17 protein-coding genes and 1 pseudogene are annotated in these 19,683 nt (G+C 68.9%); 4 read left to right on the top strand and 14 right to left on the bottom strand.

The window, feature by feature from the left end:
- The 8 genes and pseudogenes from ACFWR9_RS36225 to ACFWR9_RS36190 form a co-directional block, all read right to left on the bottom strand.
- Positions 1-253 (bottom strand): annotated as a pseudogene (locus tag ACFWR9_RS36225) (hypothetical protein); the annotation flags it as partial.
- Positions 250-573, bottom strand: coding sequence for a hypothetical protein (locus ACFWR9_RS36220; RefSeq protein WP_383850064.1), 324 nt, complete (start codon positions 571-573; stop codon positions 250-252). The pseudogene ACFWR9_RS36225 and the gene ACFWR9_RS36220, both read right to left, overlap by 4 nt.
- 82 nt (positions 574-655) lie before the next feature.
- Positions 656-1,321 (bottom strand): hypothetical protein, encoded by a 666-nt coding sequence (locus tag ACFWR9_RS36215; RefSeq protein WP_383850062.1) that lies wholly within the window; start codon positions 1,319-1,321, stop codon positions 656-658.
- On the bottom strand, positions 1,318-2,001 hold the full coding sequence (locus ACFWR9_RS36210; RefSeq protein WP_383850060.1) for a hypothetical protein: 684 nt from the start codon (positions 1,999-2,001) through the stop codon (positions 1,318-1,320). Before ACFWR9_RS36210 ends, ACFWR9_RS36215 begins: the two co-directional genes overlap by 4 nt.
- Complete coding sequence (locus ACFWR9_RS36205) at positions 1,998-2,345, bottom strand: hypothetical protein (protein ID WP_383850056.1); 348 nt, start codon at positions 2,343-2,345, stop codon at positions 1,998-2,000. Before ACFWR9_RS36205 ends, ACFWR9_RS36210 begins: the two co-directional genes overlap by 4 nt.
- Positions 2,346-2,463: 118 nt before the next feature.
- Entirely contained in the window at positions 2,464-3,759 is a 1,296-nt protein-coding gene (locus ACFWR9_RS36200) for a hypothetical protein (protein ID WP_383850053.1), read from the bottom strand.
- A gap of 3 nt (positions 3,760-3,762) precedes the next feature.
- Complete coding sequence (locus tag ACFWR9_RS36195; protein ID WP_383850051.1) at positions 3,763-4,077, bottom strand: hypothetical protein; 315 nt, start codon at positions 4,075-4,077, stop codon at positions 3,763-3,765.
- A gap of 119 nt (positions 4,078-4,196) precedes the next feature.
- A complete protein-coding gene (locus tag ACFWR9_RS36190; RefSeq protein WP_383423351.1) occupies positions 4,197-4,496 on the bottom strand; it encodes a WXG100 family type VII secretion target in 300 nt (99 codons plus the stop codon).
- Positions 4,497-4,770: 274 nt separating this feature from the next.
- On the opposite strand from ACFWR9_RS36190, the gene ACFWR9_RS36185 reads away from it, so the two are divergent.
- Positions 4,771-9,411 carry an FtsK/SpoIIIE domain-containing protein gene (locus ACFWR9_RS36185; protein ID WP_383850049.1) on the top strand — a complete coding sequence of 1,547 codons (4,641 nt, stop codon included), beginning with the start codon at positions 4,771-4,773 and terminating at the stop codon, positions 9,409-9,411.
- A 66-nt stretch (positions 9,412-9,477) separates the two neighbouring features.
- Here the strand turns inward: ACFWR9_RS36185 and ACFWR9_RS36180 are convergent, their stop codons facing one another.
- The 4 genes from ACFWR9_RS36180 to ACFWR9_RS36165 all read right to left on the bottom strand — a co-directional run bounded on the left by ACFWR9_RS36180 (position 9,478) and on the right by ACFWR9_RS36165 (position 14,986).
- Positions 9,478-11,796, bottom strand: a complete 2,319-nt coding sequence (locus ACFWR9_RS36180) for a PQQ-binding-like beta-propeller repeat protein (protein WP_383850047.1) — start codon at positions 11,794-11,796, stop codon at positions 9,478-9,480.
- A gap of 166 nt (positions 11,797-11,962) precedes the next feature.
- Entirely contained in the window at positions 11,963-13,561 is a 1,599-nt protein-coding gene (locus ACFWR9_RS36175; RefSeq protein WP_383850044.1) for an MFS transporter, read from the bottom strand.
- A gap of 64 nt (positions 13,562-13,625) precedes the next feature.
- On the bottom strand, positions 13,626-14,141 hold the full coding sequence (locus ACFWR9_RS36170; protein WP_383850043.1) for a cupin domain-containing protein: 516 nt from the start codon (positions 14,139-14,141) through the stop codon (positions 13,626-13,628).
- Between the two features lie 56 nt (positions 14,142-14,197).
- Positions 14,198-14,986, bottom strand: a complete 789-nt coding sequence (locus tag ACFWR9_RS36165; protein WP_383850041.1) for an alpha/beta fold hydrolase — start codon at positions 14,984-14,986, stop codon at positions 14,198-14,200.
- Positions 14,987-15,118: 132 nt separating this feature from the next.
- Here ACFWR9_RS36165 and ACFWR9_RS36160 point away from each other — a divergent pair, with 132 nt between their 5' ends.
- A complete protein-coding gene (locus tag ACFWR9_RS36160; protein ID WP_383850039.1) occupies positions 15,119-15,619 on the top strand; it encodes a MarR family winged helix-turn-helix transcriptional regulator in 501 nt (166 codons plus the stop codon).
- Positions 15,620-15,675: 56 nt separating this feature from the next.
- Here ACFWR9_RS36160 and ACFWR9_RS36155 read toward each other — a convergent pair whose 3' ends face one another.
- Positions 15,676-17,457 (bottom strand): serine/threonine-protein kinase, encoded by a 1,782-nt coding sequence (locus ACFWR9_RS36155; protein WP_383850037.1) that lies wholly within the window; start codon positions 17,455-17,457, stop codon positions 15,676-15,678.
- A 108-nt stretch (positions 17,458-17,565) separates the two neighbouring features.
- Positions 17,566-18,414, bottom strand: coding sequence for a menaquinone biosynthetic enzyme MqnA/MqnD family protein (locus ACFWR9_RS36150; protein WP_383850034.1), 849 nt, complete (start codon positions 18,412-18,414; stop codon positions 17,566-17,568).
- Positions 18,415-18,705: 291 nt separating this feature from the next.
- On the opposite strand from ACFWR9_RS36150, the gene ACFWR9_RS36145 reads away from it, so the two are divergent.
- Both ACFWR9_RS36145 and ACFWR9_RS36140 read left to right on the top strand, forming a co-directional pair.
- Positions 18,706-18,909, top strand: coding sequence for a cold-shock protein (locus tag ACFWR9_RS36145; protein ID WP_383850031.1), 204 nt, complete (start codon positions 18,706-18,708; stop codon positions 18,907-18,909).
- 132 nt (positions 18,910-19,041) lie between these two features.
- Entirely contained in the window at positions 19,042-19,683 is a 642-nt protein-coding gene (locus ACFWR9_RS36140; protein ID WP_383850028.1) for a class I SAM-dependent DNA methyltransferase, read from the top strand.

Genomic DNA, 19,683 nt, shown 5'->3' with positions numbered 1-19,683 from the left:
CGGCGTCGTAGCGCTTGTACGCCTTGCGCAGCTTCCCCTCGGCTTCTTCGGCCTGTCCGCGGAACTCCTCGGCCGCTTTACTCTTCCACGCCTCAATCGACGAGAGCGCTTTTATCTCTTCCGCTTGCTTCTTTATGGATTCTGCCGTTTTTCGCAGATCTCTACCGAGTCTGGCGACTTCCTCTGGGTCGCCGGGGATAGGATCCTCGGACTCTCCTATGACTGCCCACTCGTCAGTTCTGGGACGCGTCACTTGGTCCCCCCGTCGGCACCGGGCTTCTTCTTGTCGGTTCCCCGGAGAGCCTCGGCAAGTTGGTGATCAATGTCCTCGTAGGCCTTGGCTGCCGTCGAAAGGATCTTCGACAGCTTCTCCAGTTCCTCCATGAGGCGCTCACGGTGGATCTTCCAGTTGTCACCAAAGTCGTCGAAGACCTTGACCAGACCCTGGTCACCCAGCGTGCTCACGCCCAGCCCTTCCGCGGGGTTCGCCCGGTCCTTGAAGTCGCGGTGGATCTTGGAGAGAGCGCTGCCGCTCTCCTTGATACGCGTGACGTCGGCAGTCTGATCCGACATTCCCCCCCCTGTGACACACGATCATATTCGGTGTTAAGTATGACGTCTCATACTGCCCTCTGACGACAGAATTCCTATGCGCTCACGTGCCGCCCCTTGAGGAATTCCAGGCATCTACTTCCTCATCCGGACTGATCCGAATGATGCGGGCAAATTCATCGATATCATCGAGAGCTCGGAGAATCCGGCCGGCGTCAGGGTCGGCCAGGATGATCAGGACGTCCGCGGCTTCCGTGCCCTTCTCGTAGCGCCACGCGTAGCGGAGGCCTACGTGCACCTCGTTGCTGTCTTCGTCCTGGTAGTAGCGCAGTACCCGCAAGCCGGTTCCCAGATGCGGGGAGTCGAAGTCCTCAACGATGGGGGGCTCGACGGTGTAGCTCGCGTCGGCGTGGGTCAGCTCACGCAGTGCCGTTTCCCGGTCCTCGCCCTCCTCGATCTCCACCAGGTCGACGTACACGGGGAGTGGGATCTCCCGTGGGTGCGGGAGATGGAGGAAGACCTCGAAGTCGGGAAAGGCTGCGGGGGCCCTGATGGCGAACATCAACAGCATGTTGGTCAGCAGGTCGACTTCGCCCGGTTCTGGCTTCTCCGACGCGATATCCTCCCAGAGACCCTCGGCAAAGTAGCGAGCCCACGCCTCCGGCGTTTGTGCCTCCTCGACGTCCTCAAGACCCGGTTCAGGCCACATGAGCGGGATGCGGATCCAAGGGGCCAGGTCCATGGCGTGCTTGACGTTGAGCCAGCTCACTCGTAGCTCCATTTGAACGTGGCGACCACCGCGTCGAACAACTCGACCAGCACGTCGGTGAATTCACTGTCGATATCGCCGTCACCCGGCGTGGAGAAGTTGATGCTGATCCAGCGACCGGGATCGTCCGGCACGGGAATCACATAGTCGACCCGTCGCGTCGGCAGGGCGGTCTGCTGTACGGCTTCGGGTGCGGAACTCAGCTTCTCCTCGTCAGGAGTGGAGCGATAGGCTCGACGGAGTGCGGATGCCCCTGCCACGTCAACCTTTGTCCCCGTTCCGCCGGGGACGTCGTCGTTGGCCAGTTGAGTGATCACTGCCTGTTGAGGAACCGCATGAGCTTGGCCGATCGGCAGCTCTGCGACGATGAAAGAGGCCATGAGGAAGATCCCCCCGCGCGGCAGCACCGGCAGGTAGAGGTCAAGGCCACCGTTTCTTCTGGCCGCACGCGCCTGCCTCTCCAACTGGCGACGCATGTCCAGTCGGAAGCGCATCGCGTCGTCCCGGGGAATGCCCTCCGGGACTTGCCCCATGTGCGAGAAGAGGATCTTCTCCAGTGCTTCCTTCGTGCCCTCGCGCAAGGGGATGCGGACCCAACCGGGTGGCAGGATGAGCTCGTAGCCGCGGGGAGCGGTCACCTCGACGCGGGGCGACTGTTGCTCCGAACCGGACGTGCTCATGCGCCGGCCCGCTTCTTGAGCTGCCGGTCGGCCACCAGGATCGTCAGGCAGGAGAGCATCGGAATCACAGCCAACCAGCTGTAGCCGATGGCTCCGATGATGTTCCAGACCAGGTACATGACGGCAACGATCTTGATCGTCTGGGAGAAGTTGGCGCCAATCTGCGGATTACGGATTAGTTCTCGGTTCCTGAAAAACAGGATTAGCATCAGTACTGGCGCGATCATCATCGGCCAAGCCACGTAACCGTAGGTGAGCCAGTCGATTCCTGCGTATTCACTTCCGATATCCTGGAAGGCAAGACAGAGAATCGGCGCCAGCGTGCACGCGGCAAGGAACTTCATGGCCCGCGATTCCTGTGGACTCTTTGCCGGGATTGTCGCCACTATCTCCGCTCCCTCGGATTGCGATTTGAATTCCGTCCCACCCTTTTCCTGTCGGTCGATTCGCACTCCGGAGTGGTCACCAACGGCTCCCGACTTCACGCGTCAGGACATCCTTCGCGTCACCGTACTGCTCCCCGAAGGGTCCCTTTTCTCCGAGTTTGTCACCTACGTCCACCAGGGTGGCAGCGCCGTAGTTCAGCCTAAACTTCAGTGCAGCCTTGCCCACCGCATCGGCCGCCTTCACCACATCGGTATTCCCACTGAACTCGGCGCGCATGGCCTTGGCGAACTTGGTTGCGCTGACGACCTCCCTATCACCGCCCACCAGGCGTTCGAGCGGGTTGGACCCAGGCCGTGTTTCCCTCGACCCGATCTGGCGCAGCGCATCCTTCGCACGCACAGCTTTCGCGCCGCGGGCCGAGTTGGTGCCGTATCGCATGACGTTCCTGTCGAGCAGCTTGCGTAGATTCGCGTACCGCTGGAACCGTCCCGCCCTGCTTGTGTTCTTGAGCGCTGTCGTCGCGGCCTTCACGCCCTTCATCGCCACGCTGCCGAATCCCAGCGTCGCCAGCGCGAAGACGTCCATGGCGACATCCGTCCAGCTCCCGTCACCGGAGAGGGCCAGCATCGTGTGCCCGACGCCGACGATCGCCGTGAGGCTGATGGCGGTCACCATGATGAGGGTCGCTATCCACCCGACGGGCGTGAAGAGAAGGGCGATAGCACCAATTAGGGTCGCTGCCGTACTCAGGATGTCAACGACGGACTTGATCGTGTCCGCATGCTCGTGTACCCAGTCCTTGAAGTTCTCCCACTTGCTGTCCTTGATGATGTCGGAGATGTCACGGCCGATGTTCTCGGCATAATGCTGGGCGCTGGAGTCGCGATCGGAGATGACCTGGTTGAGCTGCTTGTGGTACGAGGACAGGTGGCTGTTGGGGTCGGCCTCTGCCGGCGCCTTCTTGTCGCCGTCCTTCTTGGCTTCGGCTTCCTTTTTCTTCACCTCGGCAGCGTGTTCCTCGTCGGCCTGCTTCGCGGCGCGGAGGATGCCGTCGGCCCGTTCCTGGAATCCCTCCAGCGCATTGGCCCACTTGCCGAGGTCGCCGACGACACGTTCGTAGCGGCCCGCCGTCTCGCGAAAGCGCTTCTCGAGGTCGCCGGACTTCTCCCGGATCTTTTCGGCGTACTTGCCCTTCAGGGCGTCGCCGTCGGCGGCCTGGCGCAGAATGGCAGCCTGGTCACGTAGAGTCGAGGCGAGGTTCTTCATCCTGGTGACCTCGTCGCGGATGTCCTCCGGATCGCCGGGGATCGGGTCCTTCTCCGCCAGCGGATGCCAGTCGACCGGCCGGCGCCTGCCCTTACCCGTACCCATTGGTCAACTTCCCCCGTTTTTGCCGTTTTTCTTCTCGGTCACGTTCTTGAGATCGAGGTCCAGCTTCTCAAAGCTCTTGAGTGAAGTATCTACTTGCTTACCCAAGTCCTCGACGTTTTCGAGGAGTTCGCGTCGGTAGTTGTCCCAGTTGTTAACGAATTCGTCCATCTTTCCGGCGATGCTGCCATGACCCCAGATGTCATGGATGTCGGCGCGGTGTTTTTCGATATCTTTAAGGGCTCTCTTGATGTCGTTCAGATTTTTCTTCGAAGACTCAAGAAGTGTGAAGTCGACCAGCAGGCGGTCGTGCTCCCCCATGGGCCCCTCCTCGGGGATTCCTTGATCAGGTCAAGGTCGTGGGCGACATGCCCGGGCGCGGCAGGACACTTTATGCACCCCACCGCGCCCGGGCAGCGTAGTGGCCGCCGCCGGCAGCACTAGCCCTTGGCGGTCTTCGCCAGCTGCTCGTCCAGGTCCTCGTACGCCTTCTTGGCGTTGGTGAGGAACTTGGAGAGTCCCTCCAGCCCCTTGACGGTCTTGGCCGCGCCCTTGGTGAAGTCCTTGATGGACTCGTCGTAGGCGCCGGAGGCCTTCTGCGTGGTGAAGCCGTTGGCGACTAGTTCCTCGACGCCCTTTTCGATGGCCTTCAACATGTCTTCCATGTCGCCCATCGCCTTGATGAGGTCGTTGGCCTTCTTCTCCATCTCGGCGTAAGTAAGGTCTGCATCCTTGGCCATGACAGCTCTCCCTCCCGTTGCCGCAGGGCCTTCCCCCGTGGCGTGATTGGCGCGGTCCGCCCGGTCGTCTACGGGCCGTCCGCATGAGCAAAGATCCTACGGGTGAGGCCAAGGGGACGACAGGGATACCCTGCAGCGGAAACGTGAACCCGTGCACATCCCGGCCTGTGAAGCCCTGTGCCTCCCGTTGCACGGGGGCAAGGTGCGGCGGCTAAGGTCACTCCACTGTGTTAAGCGTTCCGGGGGAAGCCTCAGCCCAGCAAGGAGGACGAACGTGCGCCTGAGTCTGACCGTCGTCGACCCGATCGGCGGAGCCAGCGCCGATGTGGTGCTCGACGCCGATCCGGAGTCGTCGGTCGGCGACATCACTCGGGAGCTGGCACGCCATGTCGGTGTTGCCGGTGGTGCGGAGATCATCCCCATCGGCGGGCGTCCCGGCCCCGGCGGCACACCGCAGGCCTTCGTCGACGGCTACCCCCTCGATCCCGACGCCAACATCGTCGGCTCACCGCTGCGCGAGGGCGCTGTCGTCAGCCTGCACGATCCGGCCGGCTGCGTTCCCGGTGAGCCCACCGGTGTCGTGGAGTTCCGCGTGGCCGGCGGTCCCGCCGCCGGTGTCGTGCACCGGCTGGGCGTTGGCCGGTACGACATTGGCAGCGGCCCCGCCGCGCACATCCGCATCGACGATCCCGAACTCGTCTCGCGCGCCGCCACTTTGTCCATCGCCATGGACGGCACCTGCGACGTCACCCTGCACGGCATCGAGAAGAAGAACACCGGGGACAACGAAGAGGAAAAGAAGAAGAAGCGGAAGGGGAAGGAGGAGGACAAGGAGAAGGAGGAGAAGGGGCGCGACAGTAACCACCCCCGCCTCGACGGCGACGACTTCGACGGCGGCTCCTGGCCCCTCGGCTCCCAACTCTCCCTCGGTAACACGCTTCTGGAGATCGACGGCTACTCCCCTCCCAACGCTGCCCTGAAATGGTCGGAAGACGGAGCCGGGCTCGACTACAACCGGCCTCCGCGACTGCGCCCGGCGGAGCGCGAGACCCACTTTCGGCTGCCTTCTCCGCCCAGGGAGTACGAAGTCCGGCCGCTGCCCTGGCTGATGGCTCTGTTCCCGCTGGTCGGTGCGGTTGTGGCCGTCATGATCTTCGGGCGCTGGTACTACATGATCATGGCTCTGATGAGCCCGGTCATGCTCTTCGGCAACTACTTCATGGACAAGAAGCACGGGCGCAAGTCCCATGCGCAGCAGGTCAAGGAGTACAAAGAGACCAAGGAACGGATCGAGAAGGACGCCCAGGACGCGCTGCGGCTGGAGCGGCTCGACCGACGCGGCGCCATTCCCGATCCCGCCGCTGTGCTCGCCTTCGGCACCGGCCCTCGTACGCGGTTGTGGGAGAGGCGGCGCACGGACGCCGACCATCTGCTCCTTCGGGTCGGCACCGGCCGCGTGCCGTCCGAAGTCGTTCTCGACGATCCGGAGCAGGACGAGCACAAGCGTCAGGTCACCTGGGACATCGAGGACTCGCCCGTCGCGCTGCCTCTGCAGGACCTGGGCGTCATCGGTGTCGCGGGGCCCGGCGACTCAGCACAGGCACTCGCGAGATGGGCCGTGGCGCAGACCGCAGTGCTGCACAGCCCGATGGATGTCCAGTTCTACGTGCTCACCGAGAACCACGCACAGCCGCGCTGGGACTGGGTCCGCTGGCTCCCGCACGCCCGCCCTGCGAACGGCCAGGACGCCAACGTGATGATGGGGACGGACTCCGAGACCGTGAGCGCCCGGGTCGGTGAGCTGACGCAGTTGCTCGACGCCAGGCAGAAGGCCCTGAAGGAGAACAACCGCAGTGGCGCCGGTCCCGCCTTCACCGACCCGGACATCGTCGTCGTATGGGACGGGTCTCGTCGGCTGAGGTCGCTGCCGGGCGTCGTACGACTCCTGCGGGAAGGGCCGGCGGTCGCCATGTACGCGATCTGCCTGGACGAGGAAGAGCGCTTCCTGCCCGGCGAGTGCCAGGCCTTCGTCGTCGCCGAGCCGCTACGCCACAGCGACACCGTCGCCGCTCAGCCCGGGAGCTCCCCTCAGGCCGCCGCCGGTGGCTTCCCCTCCTTCCAGGCCTGGCACCAAGGCGCCCCACAGGCCCAGCAGGCCGCCGAGCGGGCACTCGAACTGCGATTGCGCGTCGAGCAGACCGGCGCCCGGCGCAGGTCCGGTGTACGGCCCGACCTCGTCTCCCCTGCCTGGTGCGCCCGGCTGTCCCGGGCGCTGTCGCCCCTGCGCGACATCAGTGGCGAGACGGAGGACTCCGCGCTCCCGTCCTCGAGCCGGCTCCTCGACGTGCTCCAGCTGGAGCCCCCGACGCACGACGGCGTCGCCGCGCGCTGGCGCATGGGCGGTCAGTCCACCATGGCGGTCCTCGGTGAGTCGTACGACGGTCCCTTCGGCATCGACATCCGGCGCGACGGTCCGCACGGACTCATCGCCGGTACGACCGGTTCAGGCAAGTCGGAGCTGCTCCAGACCATCGTGGCCGCGCTCGCCGTCGCCAACACGCCCGAGAACATGACGTTCGTCCTCGTCGACTACAAGGGCGGGTCCGCCTTCAAGGACTGCGTCAAACTCCCGCACACCGTCGGCATGGTCACCGACCTCGACGCACACCTCGTCGAACGCGCCCTGGAATCGCTGGGCGCGGAGCTGAAGCGGCGCGAGCACATCCTCGCCGCCGCCGATGCCAAGGACATCGAGGACTACCAGGACCTGGTGCGCCGGGACCCGTCCCACGCACACATACCCCGGCTGCTCATCGTCATCGACGAGTTCGCGTCCATGGTGCGCGATCTGCCCGACTTCGTGACGGGTCTCGTCAACATCGCCCAGCGAGGCCGCTCCCTCGGCATTCACCTCCTGCTGGCCACGCAGCGACCGAGTGGTGTCGTATCGCCCGAGATCCGCGCCAACACCAACCTTCGGATCGCCCTGCGCGTGACCGACGCCGGTGAGTCGACCGATGTCATCGACGCTCCCGACGCCGGTCACATCGCCAAGAGCACGCCGGGCCGCGCGTACGTCCGTCTCGGCCACGCCTCCCTCATCCCCTTCCAGTCCGGCCGCGTCGGTGGCCGCCGCCCGGGTGCCGCAGATCCGGCGGCGCTCGCCCCGTGGGCCGGGCAGCTCTCCTGGGAGGAACTGGGACGGGCCGGGCTCGCCAAGCCCAAGTCCGAGGCGCGGGAGGACGACGAGGTCACCGATCTCAAGGTCTTGGTGGACGCCATCCGGGAGGCCAACGAGGCCCTCGGCATTCCGGCCCAGCACTCTCCGTGGCTGCCCGCCCTGGACGAGTCGCTGCTGTTGGACGACATTCCGGAGGTGCTCAGCCAGGGGGCGCTGCCGGCGGCTCCGTACGGCATCGCGGACCTGCCGGCCGAACAGGCCCGCCGCCCGGTGGTCGTCGACTTCGCCACCTTCGGACACCTGCTCATCGCCGGTGGCCCGCGCAGCGGCCGCTCGCAGGTGCTGCGTACCGTCGCGGGCTCCCTGGCCCGCACGCTGTCGAGCGCCGACGTCCACTTGTACGGCATCGACTGCGGCAACGGCGCCCTGAACGCACTGACCCGGCTGCCGCACTGCGGCGCGGTCGTCGGCCGCAATCAGCAGGAGCGGGTCATCCGGCTCTTCAATCGGCTCACCGGCGAACTCACCCGGCGACAGGATCTGCTGGCGGAGAAGGGCTATGCCGACATCCTGGAGCAGCGGGCCGCCGCGGCCGAGGACGAGCGACTGCCCCACATCGTGGTCCTCCTCGACCGCTGGGAGGGCTGGCTGCCCACGCTCGGCGAGTACAACCACGGCGACCTCACCGACCAGGTGATGGTGTTGATGCGCGAGGGCGCGAGCATCGGCCTGCACCTTGTCATCACCGGTGACCGCCAGCTGCTGACGGGGCGGATCTCCTCCCTCACCGAGGACAAGTACGGTCTGCGCCTCGCGGACCGCGGCGACTTCTCGTTGCTGGACATCAACGCGCGCAAGATCCCCGAAGAGATCCCGCCCGGCCGCGGCTTCGCCAGCGGGACGGCGACCGAGACCCAGTTCGCCCTGCTCGCCGAGGACACCACCGGTCAGGGTCAGGCTGCCGCGCTCCTCGCGATCGGCGAGGCGGCGACCGCCCGGGACGCCGGGCTGCCGCGCTCCCGCCGCCCGTTCCGCGTCGACGTCCTGCCCAGCCGGATCTCCTTCGCCGATGCCTGGGCCATGCGCGACCCGGTGGCGAGCGCATCCCCGCTGTGGGCGCTGGCGGGTGTCGGCGGCGACGAGCTCACCGCCTTCGGCCCCGACCTCGCCCAGGGTGTCCCGGCATTCGTGATCGGCGGGCCCGCGAAGTCCGGGCGCAGCACGGTGCTGCTGAGCGTCGCCCGCTCCTGTCTCGCCCAGGGCGTACGGCTGATTCTGGCGGCACCTCGCCCGTCCCCGCTGCGCGAACTGGAGGGGACGGAAGGCGTCCTGAAGGTCTTCACCGGCCGGGACATCGAAGAGGACGAGATGGAGGAGCTCATCGAGTCGGCCAGTCCCGAGCAGCCGATCGTCGTCCTGGTCGACGACGCTGAGGTGCACGACGACTGCGACGCCGAGGACATCTTCAAGCGCATCGTCGAACGCGGTGTGGAGGAGGGCCTGGCCGTCGTCATCGCCGGTGACGAGGAGGAGATCTGCGACGGCTTCTCCGGTTGGCAGGTCGACATGAAGAAGGCCCGCCGCGGCATCCTGCTGTCTCCGCAGGACAGCTCCGCGGGAGAGTTGATCGGCATCCGCACGAACCGGAGCATGGTCGGCGGCCAGATCACCCCGGGCAAGGGCATGCTGCACCTCGGCAGCGGGGAGCATCTGACGGTCACCACGCCTATGTGATGGGCACCGGCCGCCCGGAAAGGACGGGCCGCAGGACCGAGGGGTTCCTGCGGCCCGTCGTGCTCGCTACACGGCCGGCAACGCGTAGATCTCAGGGCCGTGCGTCGCCAGCAGCCGGTTCCCCGAGAGGGCGACCTGCCACGGCTCGCCCACGCCCTTGCTGTCGCTGTAGGTCCACCGCAACTTACCGGTCCTCACCTCCAGGGCGACAATGCCGCCGTCCAGGGAACCGGTGGCGCCGTACAGCGTCGCCCCTGCCCGCACGAACGTCTCCGGGCCCTCCACGTCCAGCTCGTCGCAGAGCCAGGTCCGCTTGCCGGTCTTGACGTCCACGGCCCATACGCCGTCGTCGTGGTCGCTGGCGTAGAGGACGCCGTCGATGACCGTCGGGTTGCTGAAGCCGCGGCGGCCGGCCGGGGACAGCGTCCAGACGGTGCTGCCCTTGTCCGCGTCGACGGCCGTCAGTTCGTCGCCCGGCAGGAAGACGAGGCCGTTCGCGACCGTGGGTCGCCAGGTCCACTCCTCACCGATCTTCTTGGTCCACAGCTGACCGCCGGTGGCGGTGTCCCGGACGGTGAGGTTGAAGTTCGAGTCGGCGTAGACCAGGTACTTGCCCGACACGGCGCCCTGGACGTCGTAGTCCTTGGTACCCCAGTCCCGGTGCTGGATCCACGCCTGCTTTCCCGTGCTGTGGCTGATGGCCGCGACGGCCGTGCGGTACTTGGTGGCACTCTGTGACTGGCCGTAGTCGGTCGCCGTGACGTAGACGTTCTTGTCGTCGATCGCGATCGTGTCCTCGACCGACAGATTCTTGCGGAGGCGGCTGCGCCAGACCTCCTGGCCCTTCATGACGTCGTAGGCGACCAGGACACCGTCGTAGTCTCCGTCGGCGAGGGACACCTTGCCGTCGTGGAAGAGGAGCTGGGCTCCCGGCCGGCAGATGCCCGGCTTCGTCCAGCGGGCCTTCCCTGTCTTGACGTCGTAGGCCACGAGCGGATCCCCGCTGAGCAGGAGCAGTCCGTCGTGCGTGAGGAGTGGTACGCCCGTCGTGGTGCTGTCCTCTGCGGCCGACTTGTGCCACAGCGGCTGAGGGGCCACACCCGCCGGTGGCGTAGTGAAGGTCTCGTCCACCGGCTGGGCCGAACCGCCCTTGCCCGGAGTACCCGTTGCGGCATCGGATCCGTCGTCGCCGGATGCGAGCATCCAGGCAGCGCCGCCCCCGGCCACCGCGACGACCGCGGCACCACCGAGTGCCATACCGAGCACCCGGCGACGGGACCGGGCGGGAGCGGGTGGCCCGTCCGCTCCGAGTGAGACCGTGCCGGGCAGAGGGGTTCCGTACGCGGGCGCCGGTGTACCGCCGGGCGGCGTGCCGTAGCCGGCTGACCCGGTCGACGGCACGCCCGCCGACGGCGTCCCGTCCAGCATCGTCGGCGCCGGGCCGAAGGCGGCCGCGGCCTGGGCCTGCGGGGCGGTCTGGGGTGCCTCGGGCGCCTCCAGGTCCAGGATGCCCGCCGCGTGGGTCGCGATGGTCGAGGCGACGGACGACGGCAGCCAGTCGTGCAGAGCGGCGTCGATGCCCGGCCCGGCCAGTGCGGTGACGATCTCCCCCGGCGCCGGGCGATGCGTCGGATCCTTCATGAGGCAGGCGCGGATGAGTCCCAGCAGGGACGGGGGTACGTCCGTCAGTTCGGCCTCGCCGTGCACGACCTGGTAGAGCAGCGAGGCGTGCGAGGCGGTGCCGTCTCCGAAGGCGCCCCGCCCGGTGGCCGCGAACGCGAGCACGGAACCGAGCGAGAAGACGTCGCCCGCCGTGCCGACGTCCTTGCCCATCGCCTGCTCCGGCGACATGTAACCGGGCGAGCCGACCACCACTCCGGTCTGCGTCATCCGGCTGCCGTCCACCGCCCGCGCGATGCCGAAGTCGATGAGGCGGGGGCCGTCGGCGGCCAGCAGGACATTGGAGGGCTTGAGGTCGCGGTGGATCAGTCCTGCCGCGTGGATGTCCTGCAGTGCCGCGGCCAGCCCGGCCGCCAGCGCGCGGACGGTGTGCTCGGGCAGCGCCCCGTGGGCGCCGACCACGTCCGTCAGGTCGGGGCCGAGGACGTACGACGTGGCGAGCCACGGCAGCGGGGCGTCGGGGTCGGCGTCCACAACGGGGGCGGTGAACCGGCCGGAGACCGCCTGCGCGATCTCCACCTCGTGCCGGAAACGTGCGCGGAAGTCAGGGTCCGCCGCGAGGTCGGGGCGGACGACCTTCACTGCGACGGTACGGCCGCCGGGCGATCGGGCGAGGTAGACGCGGCCCATGCCACCGGCGCCGAGTCTTCCCAGGATGCGGTAACTTCCCAGCTCCCGCGGGTCGTCCGATTGCAGTGTCTCCATGGCGGGCCTTCCCCGTCGCGACGCGTTGACGAACACGTGGCTCGTGCGGTGGTGTTCGCTGTCGCAGACACATTAGTGACAGGCGTGACCGGGGGAGTTGCAGGGGCATGACCACCGAGACCGGGGGATGTCCATCGCCTACTCGACCTTCGACAACCGCGCCTTACTAACAGAGCTGCGTGCCCGCATGCCGGCTGGGCTGCTCGGCGGCCGCCTCGGCCCGCTCCGCCTTCGGCGGCTCCGCGGTGCCCGTCCTGTGCAGGGAGAGCGCGGCCAGGACGGCGGTGCCGGCGATGAGCGCCGCGCAGGTGATCCCGACGGAGTTGAGACTGCTGGTGTACGCGTCGCGAGCGGCTGTCAGCACCTGGTCTCCGAGACGGTCGGGCAGGTTCTGGGCCGTCGCCAGCGCGCTCTCCACGCCGCCGCGCGCCGCTTCGGCGTCCGCGGCCGGCACCTGCTGCGGCACGGTGATCTCCGTCCGGTAGATCGCGGCGCCCAGGCTGCCCAGCGCGGCGATGCCGAGGGACACACCCAGCTGCCCGCTGGTCTCGGACATGGCCGCGGCCGAGCCGCTCTTCTCCGGCGGCGCGGAGCTGATGACGAGGTTCTGACTGAGTGCGCCGATCGGGCCCGTGCCGAAGAAGGCCAGGACGAAGCCGATCGCCAGCAGCGGCAGTCCGCCCGTGGGGTCGACAAGGGCGAGCAGCAGGTAGCCCGCGGCGGCGATGCCGAGTCCGCCCGCGATCACCGCACCCGCCGACAGCCGCTTCGCCAGCGCAGGTGCGGTCATGGCGGCTGCGATCGAGGCGAGTGCGGAGGGCACCATCCACAGCCCGGCCTGGATCGGTGACAGGCCCTGGACCATCTGCAGGAAGCCGGTGATGAAGAGGTAGCTGCCGCCCATCGTGGTCATGGCGAGCATCAGCACCAGGAGCGACGCGGTGAAGGCGCGGTAGCGGAACAGCCGCAGGTCGAGGAGCGGGTGGGCCAGGGTCCGCTGGCGTCGCACGAAGACCAGGCCGATCACGAGGCCGGCCGCGATCGCCGCCGGGGACAGCGGCTGCCAGCCGAGGCGGGCGAACTCCTTGAGCCCGTAGACGACGGGCAGGATCGCGCCGAGCGACAGCAGCACGCTGTAGAGGTCGAGCCGGCCACCGTCGGGGTCGCGGTACTCAGGGAGCAGGAAGGGCGCGGCGATCAGCAGGGCGGCCATGACGGGCACGCCAAGGAGGAAGGCGGATCCCCACCAGAAGTATTCGAGCAGCACGCCGCCGATCACCGGGCCGAGGGCCGTACCCGCCATGAAGGAGCTGGCCCACACCGCGATGGCGCGGCCGCGCTGGCCCGGGTCGGGGAACATGGTGCTGATCAGGGAGAGGGTGGACGGCATGAGGCCGGCGGCGGCGAGGCCGAGCAGCGCGCGGGTGACGATCAGCATCTCGGCGCTGGGGGCGTACGCGGCGGCCACGGAGGCGGCGCCGACCGCGGCGGCGCCGATCACCAGCACCCTGCGGCGGCCGATGCGGTCGCCGAGGGTGCCCATGGTGACCAGGAAGCCGGCCATCATGAAGCCGTAGATGTCCATGATCCACAGGGTCTGGTTGCCGGTGGGTTGCAGGGACTCGGCGAGGTGCGGCAGGGCGAGGAAGAGGACGCTCTGGTCGAGGGCCAGGAGGATGGTGGGCAGGGCGAGTACGGCCAGGCCCAGCCACTGCCGGGCACCCGCTTTGGCGGGCGGCGCGGTCGTGGCGACGGTCGGTGGCATGGGTCCGCCTTTCCGGGCTGGGTTGTGTGCGGCTGGGTCGGTCGGACGGCGGTGACGAGGCCGGTCACACGAAGAAGCTGTCGTGGCGCACGAAGAACTCCGCGCGCTCCTCTTCGCTGAGGCCGTCGAGCCGGGTGACGCCTTCGAAGTAGTCCTCGCGGGGCGCGCCCGGGGCGAAGAGCATGAGCATGGAGGCGGGTTCGCCGGATTCGTTGCGGAAGGCGTGCAGCCCGCCGACCGGCACGTACAGGTAGTCGCCGGGGGTGGCGTCGATCCAGCGCCGCCCGTCGAAGAGCCGCATGGCGCCGGACAGGATGAAGAACGACTCCGACATGGCCTTGTGGAAGTGCGTGCTGGGCCCGCCGAACTCCGGACCCATGTCCACCCGGTACAGGCCGTACTCGCCGCCGGTGGAGACGGTGGTGGACAGGTAGTGGTAGGCGGTTCCCTGGGAGACGGTGGGGCCGTCGGTGGCGACGGGCCGGGAGACGAGGTCGGGCGGGGCCGTCGCGGGGCGGAAGTCGGCATTGATCTCGCCGTGTTCACCGAAGTAGCGGGGGTCGGGGTAGGACACGGTCACTCCTTGGGCGTACGAGAAGGACGGGAAGGACGAGAAGGACGCGTCGGGAGCCGGGGTCAGTCGTCGAGGAAGTCGCCGGCGAGCTTGACGAGTTGGGTGGGGTCGGCGAACCAGTCCATGTGGCCCGCGTCCGGGATCTCCACCAGCCGGCTGCCGGCGATGCCCTCGTGCAGCTGCCGGGAGCCCTCGACGGGGATCATGGCGTCGCCGCCGAAGCCGACGATCAGCGTGGGCGCGGTGACCTCGGGGAGCAGGTGCCTGATGTCCACCTGTCCGGCAAGGTCGATCTGGCGGACGATGCCGGCCGGCGGCCAGGGGTCGGCCAGCGACTGGGCGAGTCCGTCGTGGCCGAACCGGTCCAGCGTCGCGGCACTGAAGCCGGTCAGCGCCGAGAACCGCTTGAGCAGTTCGCGGTCGGTGGCGAGCAGCTTGCGCCAGGTCTCGAAGTAGTAGCTGTCGCGCGGTCCGCCGGAGTGCGTCCAGCCGCCGACGAGGACGAGCCGGCGCACCAGGCCGGGGTGGGCGGCGGCGACCGCGGCGGCGGCGACCGCGCCGAGGGAGAAGCCGAGCAGGTCGACGGGGCCGTCGGAGGCGTCGCGTACCGCGGCCGTGACCTGGTCGGCGATCAGGTCGACGGTCAGCTCCGCACCGTCGTCCTCGGTCCGGCCGCTGCCGCTGAGGTTGGGCCGGACGACGGTACGGGTGTCGGCGAAGTGGCCCACGACGTTGCCGAAGACCTTCTCGGCGTCGCCGCCGACGCCGTGCACCAGAGCGAGTCCGGGGCCGGGGCCCTGGCCGTCGACCTCGTAGTGGACGCGGGAGTCGCGGGCAGCGGTGAACGGCATGACCGTCTCCTTCGTTGAGTGCCGATTAAGTGAGTGATAAGGTAAACGACAGTTGGGCGAGCGTCAATTAAATGAGCGCTCAGGTACCTTCGCTCAGGTATCTACGACGACGACAGCAGGACTGGAGGACTCATGGCGGACGCGGTGGAGTCAGTGCTGGAGCAGTGGCGCCGGGAGTGCCCCGATCTCGACTTCACGCCGATCGGCGTCGTGGGCCGGGTCATGCGGCTGTCCCGGCTGTGGGACAAGGAGATCAAGGACTTCCTGGCCGGACACGGGCTCGAACCGGGCGAGTTCGACATCCTGTCGACGCTGCGCCGCTCCGGGGAGCCCTACGAACTGACCGCGAAGACCTTCCTCAAGTCCTCGCTCGTCACCACCGGCGCGATCACCCTGCGGGTCGACCGCATGGCCGCCAAGGACCTGGTCACCCGCGTGCCCGACACCACCGACCGGCGCTCCATCAAGATCCGCCTCACCCCGAACGGCCTGGAGGTGATCGACCGGGTCCTCCCCCTCCACCTGGCCAACGAGACCCGCCTGCTGGACAGCCTCGACCCCGAGGACCGCCGGCGCCTCGCCACCACACTCGCCGCGGTGCTCGAATCCCACGGCGACACTCCCACCCGCTGACGCCGGATGCCGGATGCCGGGGGCAGTGGCGCGTATGAGCCGGTTCCTGTGGGCGGTTACTCGACCTTCGACAACCGCGCCTTCGGCCGCCCCGAGTCCTCGCTGTCCGACTCGTACTGGAGGTCGTCGCCGACCGGGATGAGGCGGACGGTGTGGCGGGCCTGGTTGCAGACGTCGCGGTTGTTCTTGGCGCCCACGGCGCTCGCGACGACCTGTTTCTCGGTCACCTTCTTCAGGGTGAGTACGTCGTCGCAGGTGCCGCCGAAGATGTCGGTGTGGCGCAGGGTGCCGAGTTGGGCGCCGACCGCGGCCTCGCGGACCGTCAGGCGGAAGGTGCCGAGGGGCAGGTTGCCCTCGACCGCGACGGCCTGACCCTCCCAGGTGCCCAGGTAGCGGCCGGGGACGGTCTCGGCGCCGCCGCCGGAACCGGGGTCCGACGGTGCGGTCGCCGACGGGTTCCGGCCGCCGTCGTCGGCGTTGTTGTCGCTCCCGCCGCCCGGCAGCAGCTCGAAGACGAAGACCGACCCGACCGTCACCGCCGCCATCGCCCCGGCCACCGCGAGGGCCACCGTGCAGCTGATCCGGCGGCCGCGCCGCCCCTCGCCCTCCCGGGTGGAGGTCGCCGCGACGGAGACGGACAGCTTGCCGGGAGCGGGAGACGGAGGGCGGCGGTCACCGTCGCGCGGACCCGGCACGTTCGCTGCCGGGGCCGACGGCGCCGCCGTCGGCGTGGGCATCACCGGCGCCGGCCCGAAGACGCCCGGGCCCGCCGCACCGCCGTTCGCGTCCGGCGCCCCCACCGACGGGCTGCTGAAGCCGACGGGCCCCGACACCGGCGCCGGCCCGAAGACGCCCGGGTCCGCCGCACCGCCGTTCGCGTCCGGCGCTCCGACCGACGGGCTGCTGAAGCCGACGGGCCCCGACACCGGCGCCGACGTGTCCGCCGCCTCCAGGTTCAGCAGCTGTACGGCGCTCCGGCTGACCCGCTCCACCAGCGTCCCCGGCAGCCAGCCGCCGGTCACCAGGCGGGCCGCGCCCTCGGGGGCCAGGCGCCGGGCGACCTCGCCGGGGGCCGGGCGGGCGGCCGGGTCCTTGGCCAGGCAGGCCGCGACCAGGTCGCGCAGGTCCCCGTCCAGGGCGTCGAGCCGCGGCTCCTCGTGGACGACCTTGTAGAGCAGCGCGGCCGACGAGTCCCCCGGGAAGGGCGGCGCGCCCATCGCCGCGAACGCCAGGACCGCACCCAGCGAGAACACGTCCGCCGCGCCCGTCACGCCCTTGCCGAGGATCTGCTCCGGCGACATGTAGCCCGGCGAGCCGACCGAGACGCCCGTCGAGGTCAGGGACGCCGTGCCGTCCGTGGCGCGGGCGATGCCGAAGTCGATCAGGAGGGGGCCGTCGAGGGTGAGGAGGACGTTGGAGGGCTTCACGTCGCGGTGGACGAGGCCCAGCTCGTGCACCGCGGCCAGCGCCTCGCCCAGGCCCGCGCCGAGCGCCCCTACCGAGTGGACGGGCAGCGGGCCGCCGTCCGCGACGGCCGCCGTCAGGGACGGACCGGCCGCGTAGGCCGTGGCGACCCACGGCACCCGTGCCCCGGGGTCCGCGTCCAGTACGGGCGCGGTCCAGGCGCCGCCGACCCTGCGCGCCGCGTCCACCTCGCGCCGGAACCGGGCCCGGAACTCCTCGTCCAGCGCGAAGTGCGGGTGCACGATCTTCACGGCGACCGTGCGGCCACCGGCGCTGCGGCCCAGGTAGACCCGGCCCATGCCGCCGGAGCCGAGCCGGCCGAGCAGCCGGTAGGGCCCCACGACGGTGGGCTCGTCGACATCGAGCGGCCGCATGGCGTCCACCCCTCCCCCGTAAATGGCGTCCACCCCTCCCCCGTAAGCAGGTACGCCAGTCCCTGGGAGCAGGGTAGTGGGCGGCCCCGCGCGGGGGTCCGGTGCGGATCAGGGGCGCAGCAGCTCCACCTTCACGTCCCCCGGGAAGCCCGTGGTGGGGCCGACCCGGCGGGCGAACTCGGTGACCGCCTCCAGCTGCGGGGCGCCGAAGCGGAAGTCGAGGGTGGTGAAGTACTTCGCGAGGGTCTCCTCGTCGAAGGCCTCCCAGCGGGCGGCCTGCTCGGCGACCTTGTCGACCTCCTCCAGGGAGAGGTTGCGGGAGGCGAGGAACGCCTCGTGCACCTTGCGGGTGAGCATCGGCTCCCGCTCCGCGTAGTCCCGGCGCGCCGCCCAGACCGCGAAGACGAACGGCAGGCCCGTCCACTCCTTCCACAGCGCTCCGAGATCGTGCACGTCGAGGCCGTAGCGCGGGCCGTCGATCATGTTGGCGCGCAGGGCCGCGTCGCCGATCAGGACGGCCGCGTCCGCCTCCTGCATCATCAGGCTCAGGTCGGGCGGGCACGTGTAGTAGTCCGGCTGGACGCCGAAGCGCTCGGCGAGCAGGAGCTGGGCGAGGCGTACGGAGGTGCGCGAGGTCGAGCCGAGGGCGACCCGGGCACCGTCCAGGCGGTCCAGCGGGACCTGCGAGACGATCACGCAGGACATCACCGGCCCGTCGCACCCCACGGCGATGTCGGGGAAGGCGACGAGGTCGTCGGCGTTCTTGAGGAATTCGACCAGGGTGACGGGACCGATGTCGAGATCACCGCGCACCAGCTGCTCGCTGAGCTTCTCCGGGGTGTCCTTCGTCAGCTCGAAGTCGAGGAGCGTGCCTGTTCTCGCGAGCCCCCAGTACAGGGGCAGGCAGTTCAGGAACTGGATGTGGCCGACGCGCGGCCGGGTGCGAGAATTGTCCACATCGCGAGGCTAGACCTCCCCCCGGATCCGTCCGCCGCCGACCCCCGGCGTCAGCCGAACGGCGGAAGTGTTCAAACGTCCGGGTGAAGTGATCTTGGCCTCTGTTGCGCTCAGGTGCCCACGTGCTAGGCTCACAGCAAGTTGCAGTTTGGTTTCCCTTGCAGTACAGAGCCTGCGGAGAATGTGACCGCGGGCTCTCGTCGTTCTCAGACGTATGCAGTTGTGCGGAATTCCCGTCTTCACATTTGCTGGTTCTGGAGCAGGGCAACCCTTTGGGCCCAAGGAGGGCTTATGGCTACCGGAACCGTGAAGTGGTTCAACGCCGAAAAGGGCTTTGGTTTCATCGCCCAAGAAGGCGGCGGCCCGGACGTCTTCGTCCACTACTCCGCGATCAACGCTCAGGGATTCCGTTCCCTCGAGGAGAACCAGCAGGTGAACTTCGACGTCACGCAGGGTCCCAAGGGCCCGCAGGCGGAGAACGTCACTCCTGTCTGATTGACAGCAGTACCCAAGGAGCCCCGCGCCGTTCCGGCGACGGGGCTCCTGCCCTTTGCGCCCGCGCTTTCCGGACTCTCGGTGATCATCCCGCCCGGGGCGGCTGTCAGTGCCTGCCGCTAGGGTCCCGCCATGACTGACGCCGCCTTCGTGACCACCACCCGGACCTTCTACGACGCCATCGCCGAGGACTACCACGCCCGCTTCCGCTCCGTCCTCGCCGACGCCCCGCTCGACCGGGCGCTGATGGGCGCCTTCGCCGAGCTGGTGGGACCGCACGGACAGGTCGCCGACCTCGGCTGCGGGCCCGGCCTGGTCACCGCGCACCTCGCCTCGCTGGGGCTGCGGGTCTTCGGCCTGGACCTGTCCGCGTCCATGCTCGCGATCGCGCGCCGCGAGAATCCGGGGCTGCGGTTCGAGCAGGGTTCGATGCTGGAGCTGGACCTGCCCGACGGCGCCCTCGCGGGGGCCGTCTCCTGGTACTCGTCGATCCACACGCCGGCGGAGCGGCTGCCGGACCTCTTCGGGGAGATCCGGCGCGTGCTGGCCCCGGGCGGGTATCTGCTGCTCGGCTTCCAGGTCGGCGACGAGCCGCTGCGGCACGACCGCCCGTGGGGCCACCCGGTCGCCCTGGAGTTCGAGCGACGGCGGCCGGAGGCGATGGCCGAGCTGCTGGAACGGGCCGGCTTCACCGTGCTGTCGCGGACCGTGCGCGTACCGGAAGCGGATACCTCCTCGCAGGTCCCGCAGGCCTGCCTGATCGCCCGCCGCTGA

It is taken from the genome of Streptomyces sp. NPDC058534 (genome assembly GCF_042717365.1).
Classification (GTDB): domain Bacteria; phylum Actinomycetota; class Actinomycetes; order Streptomycetales; family Streptomycetaceae; genus Streptomyces.
The sequence above is the reverse complement of the archived record's forward strand: the minus strand, read 5'-3'. Positions and strand labels throughout refer to the sequence as shown.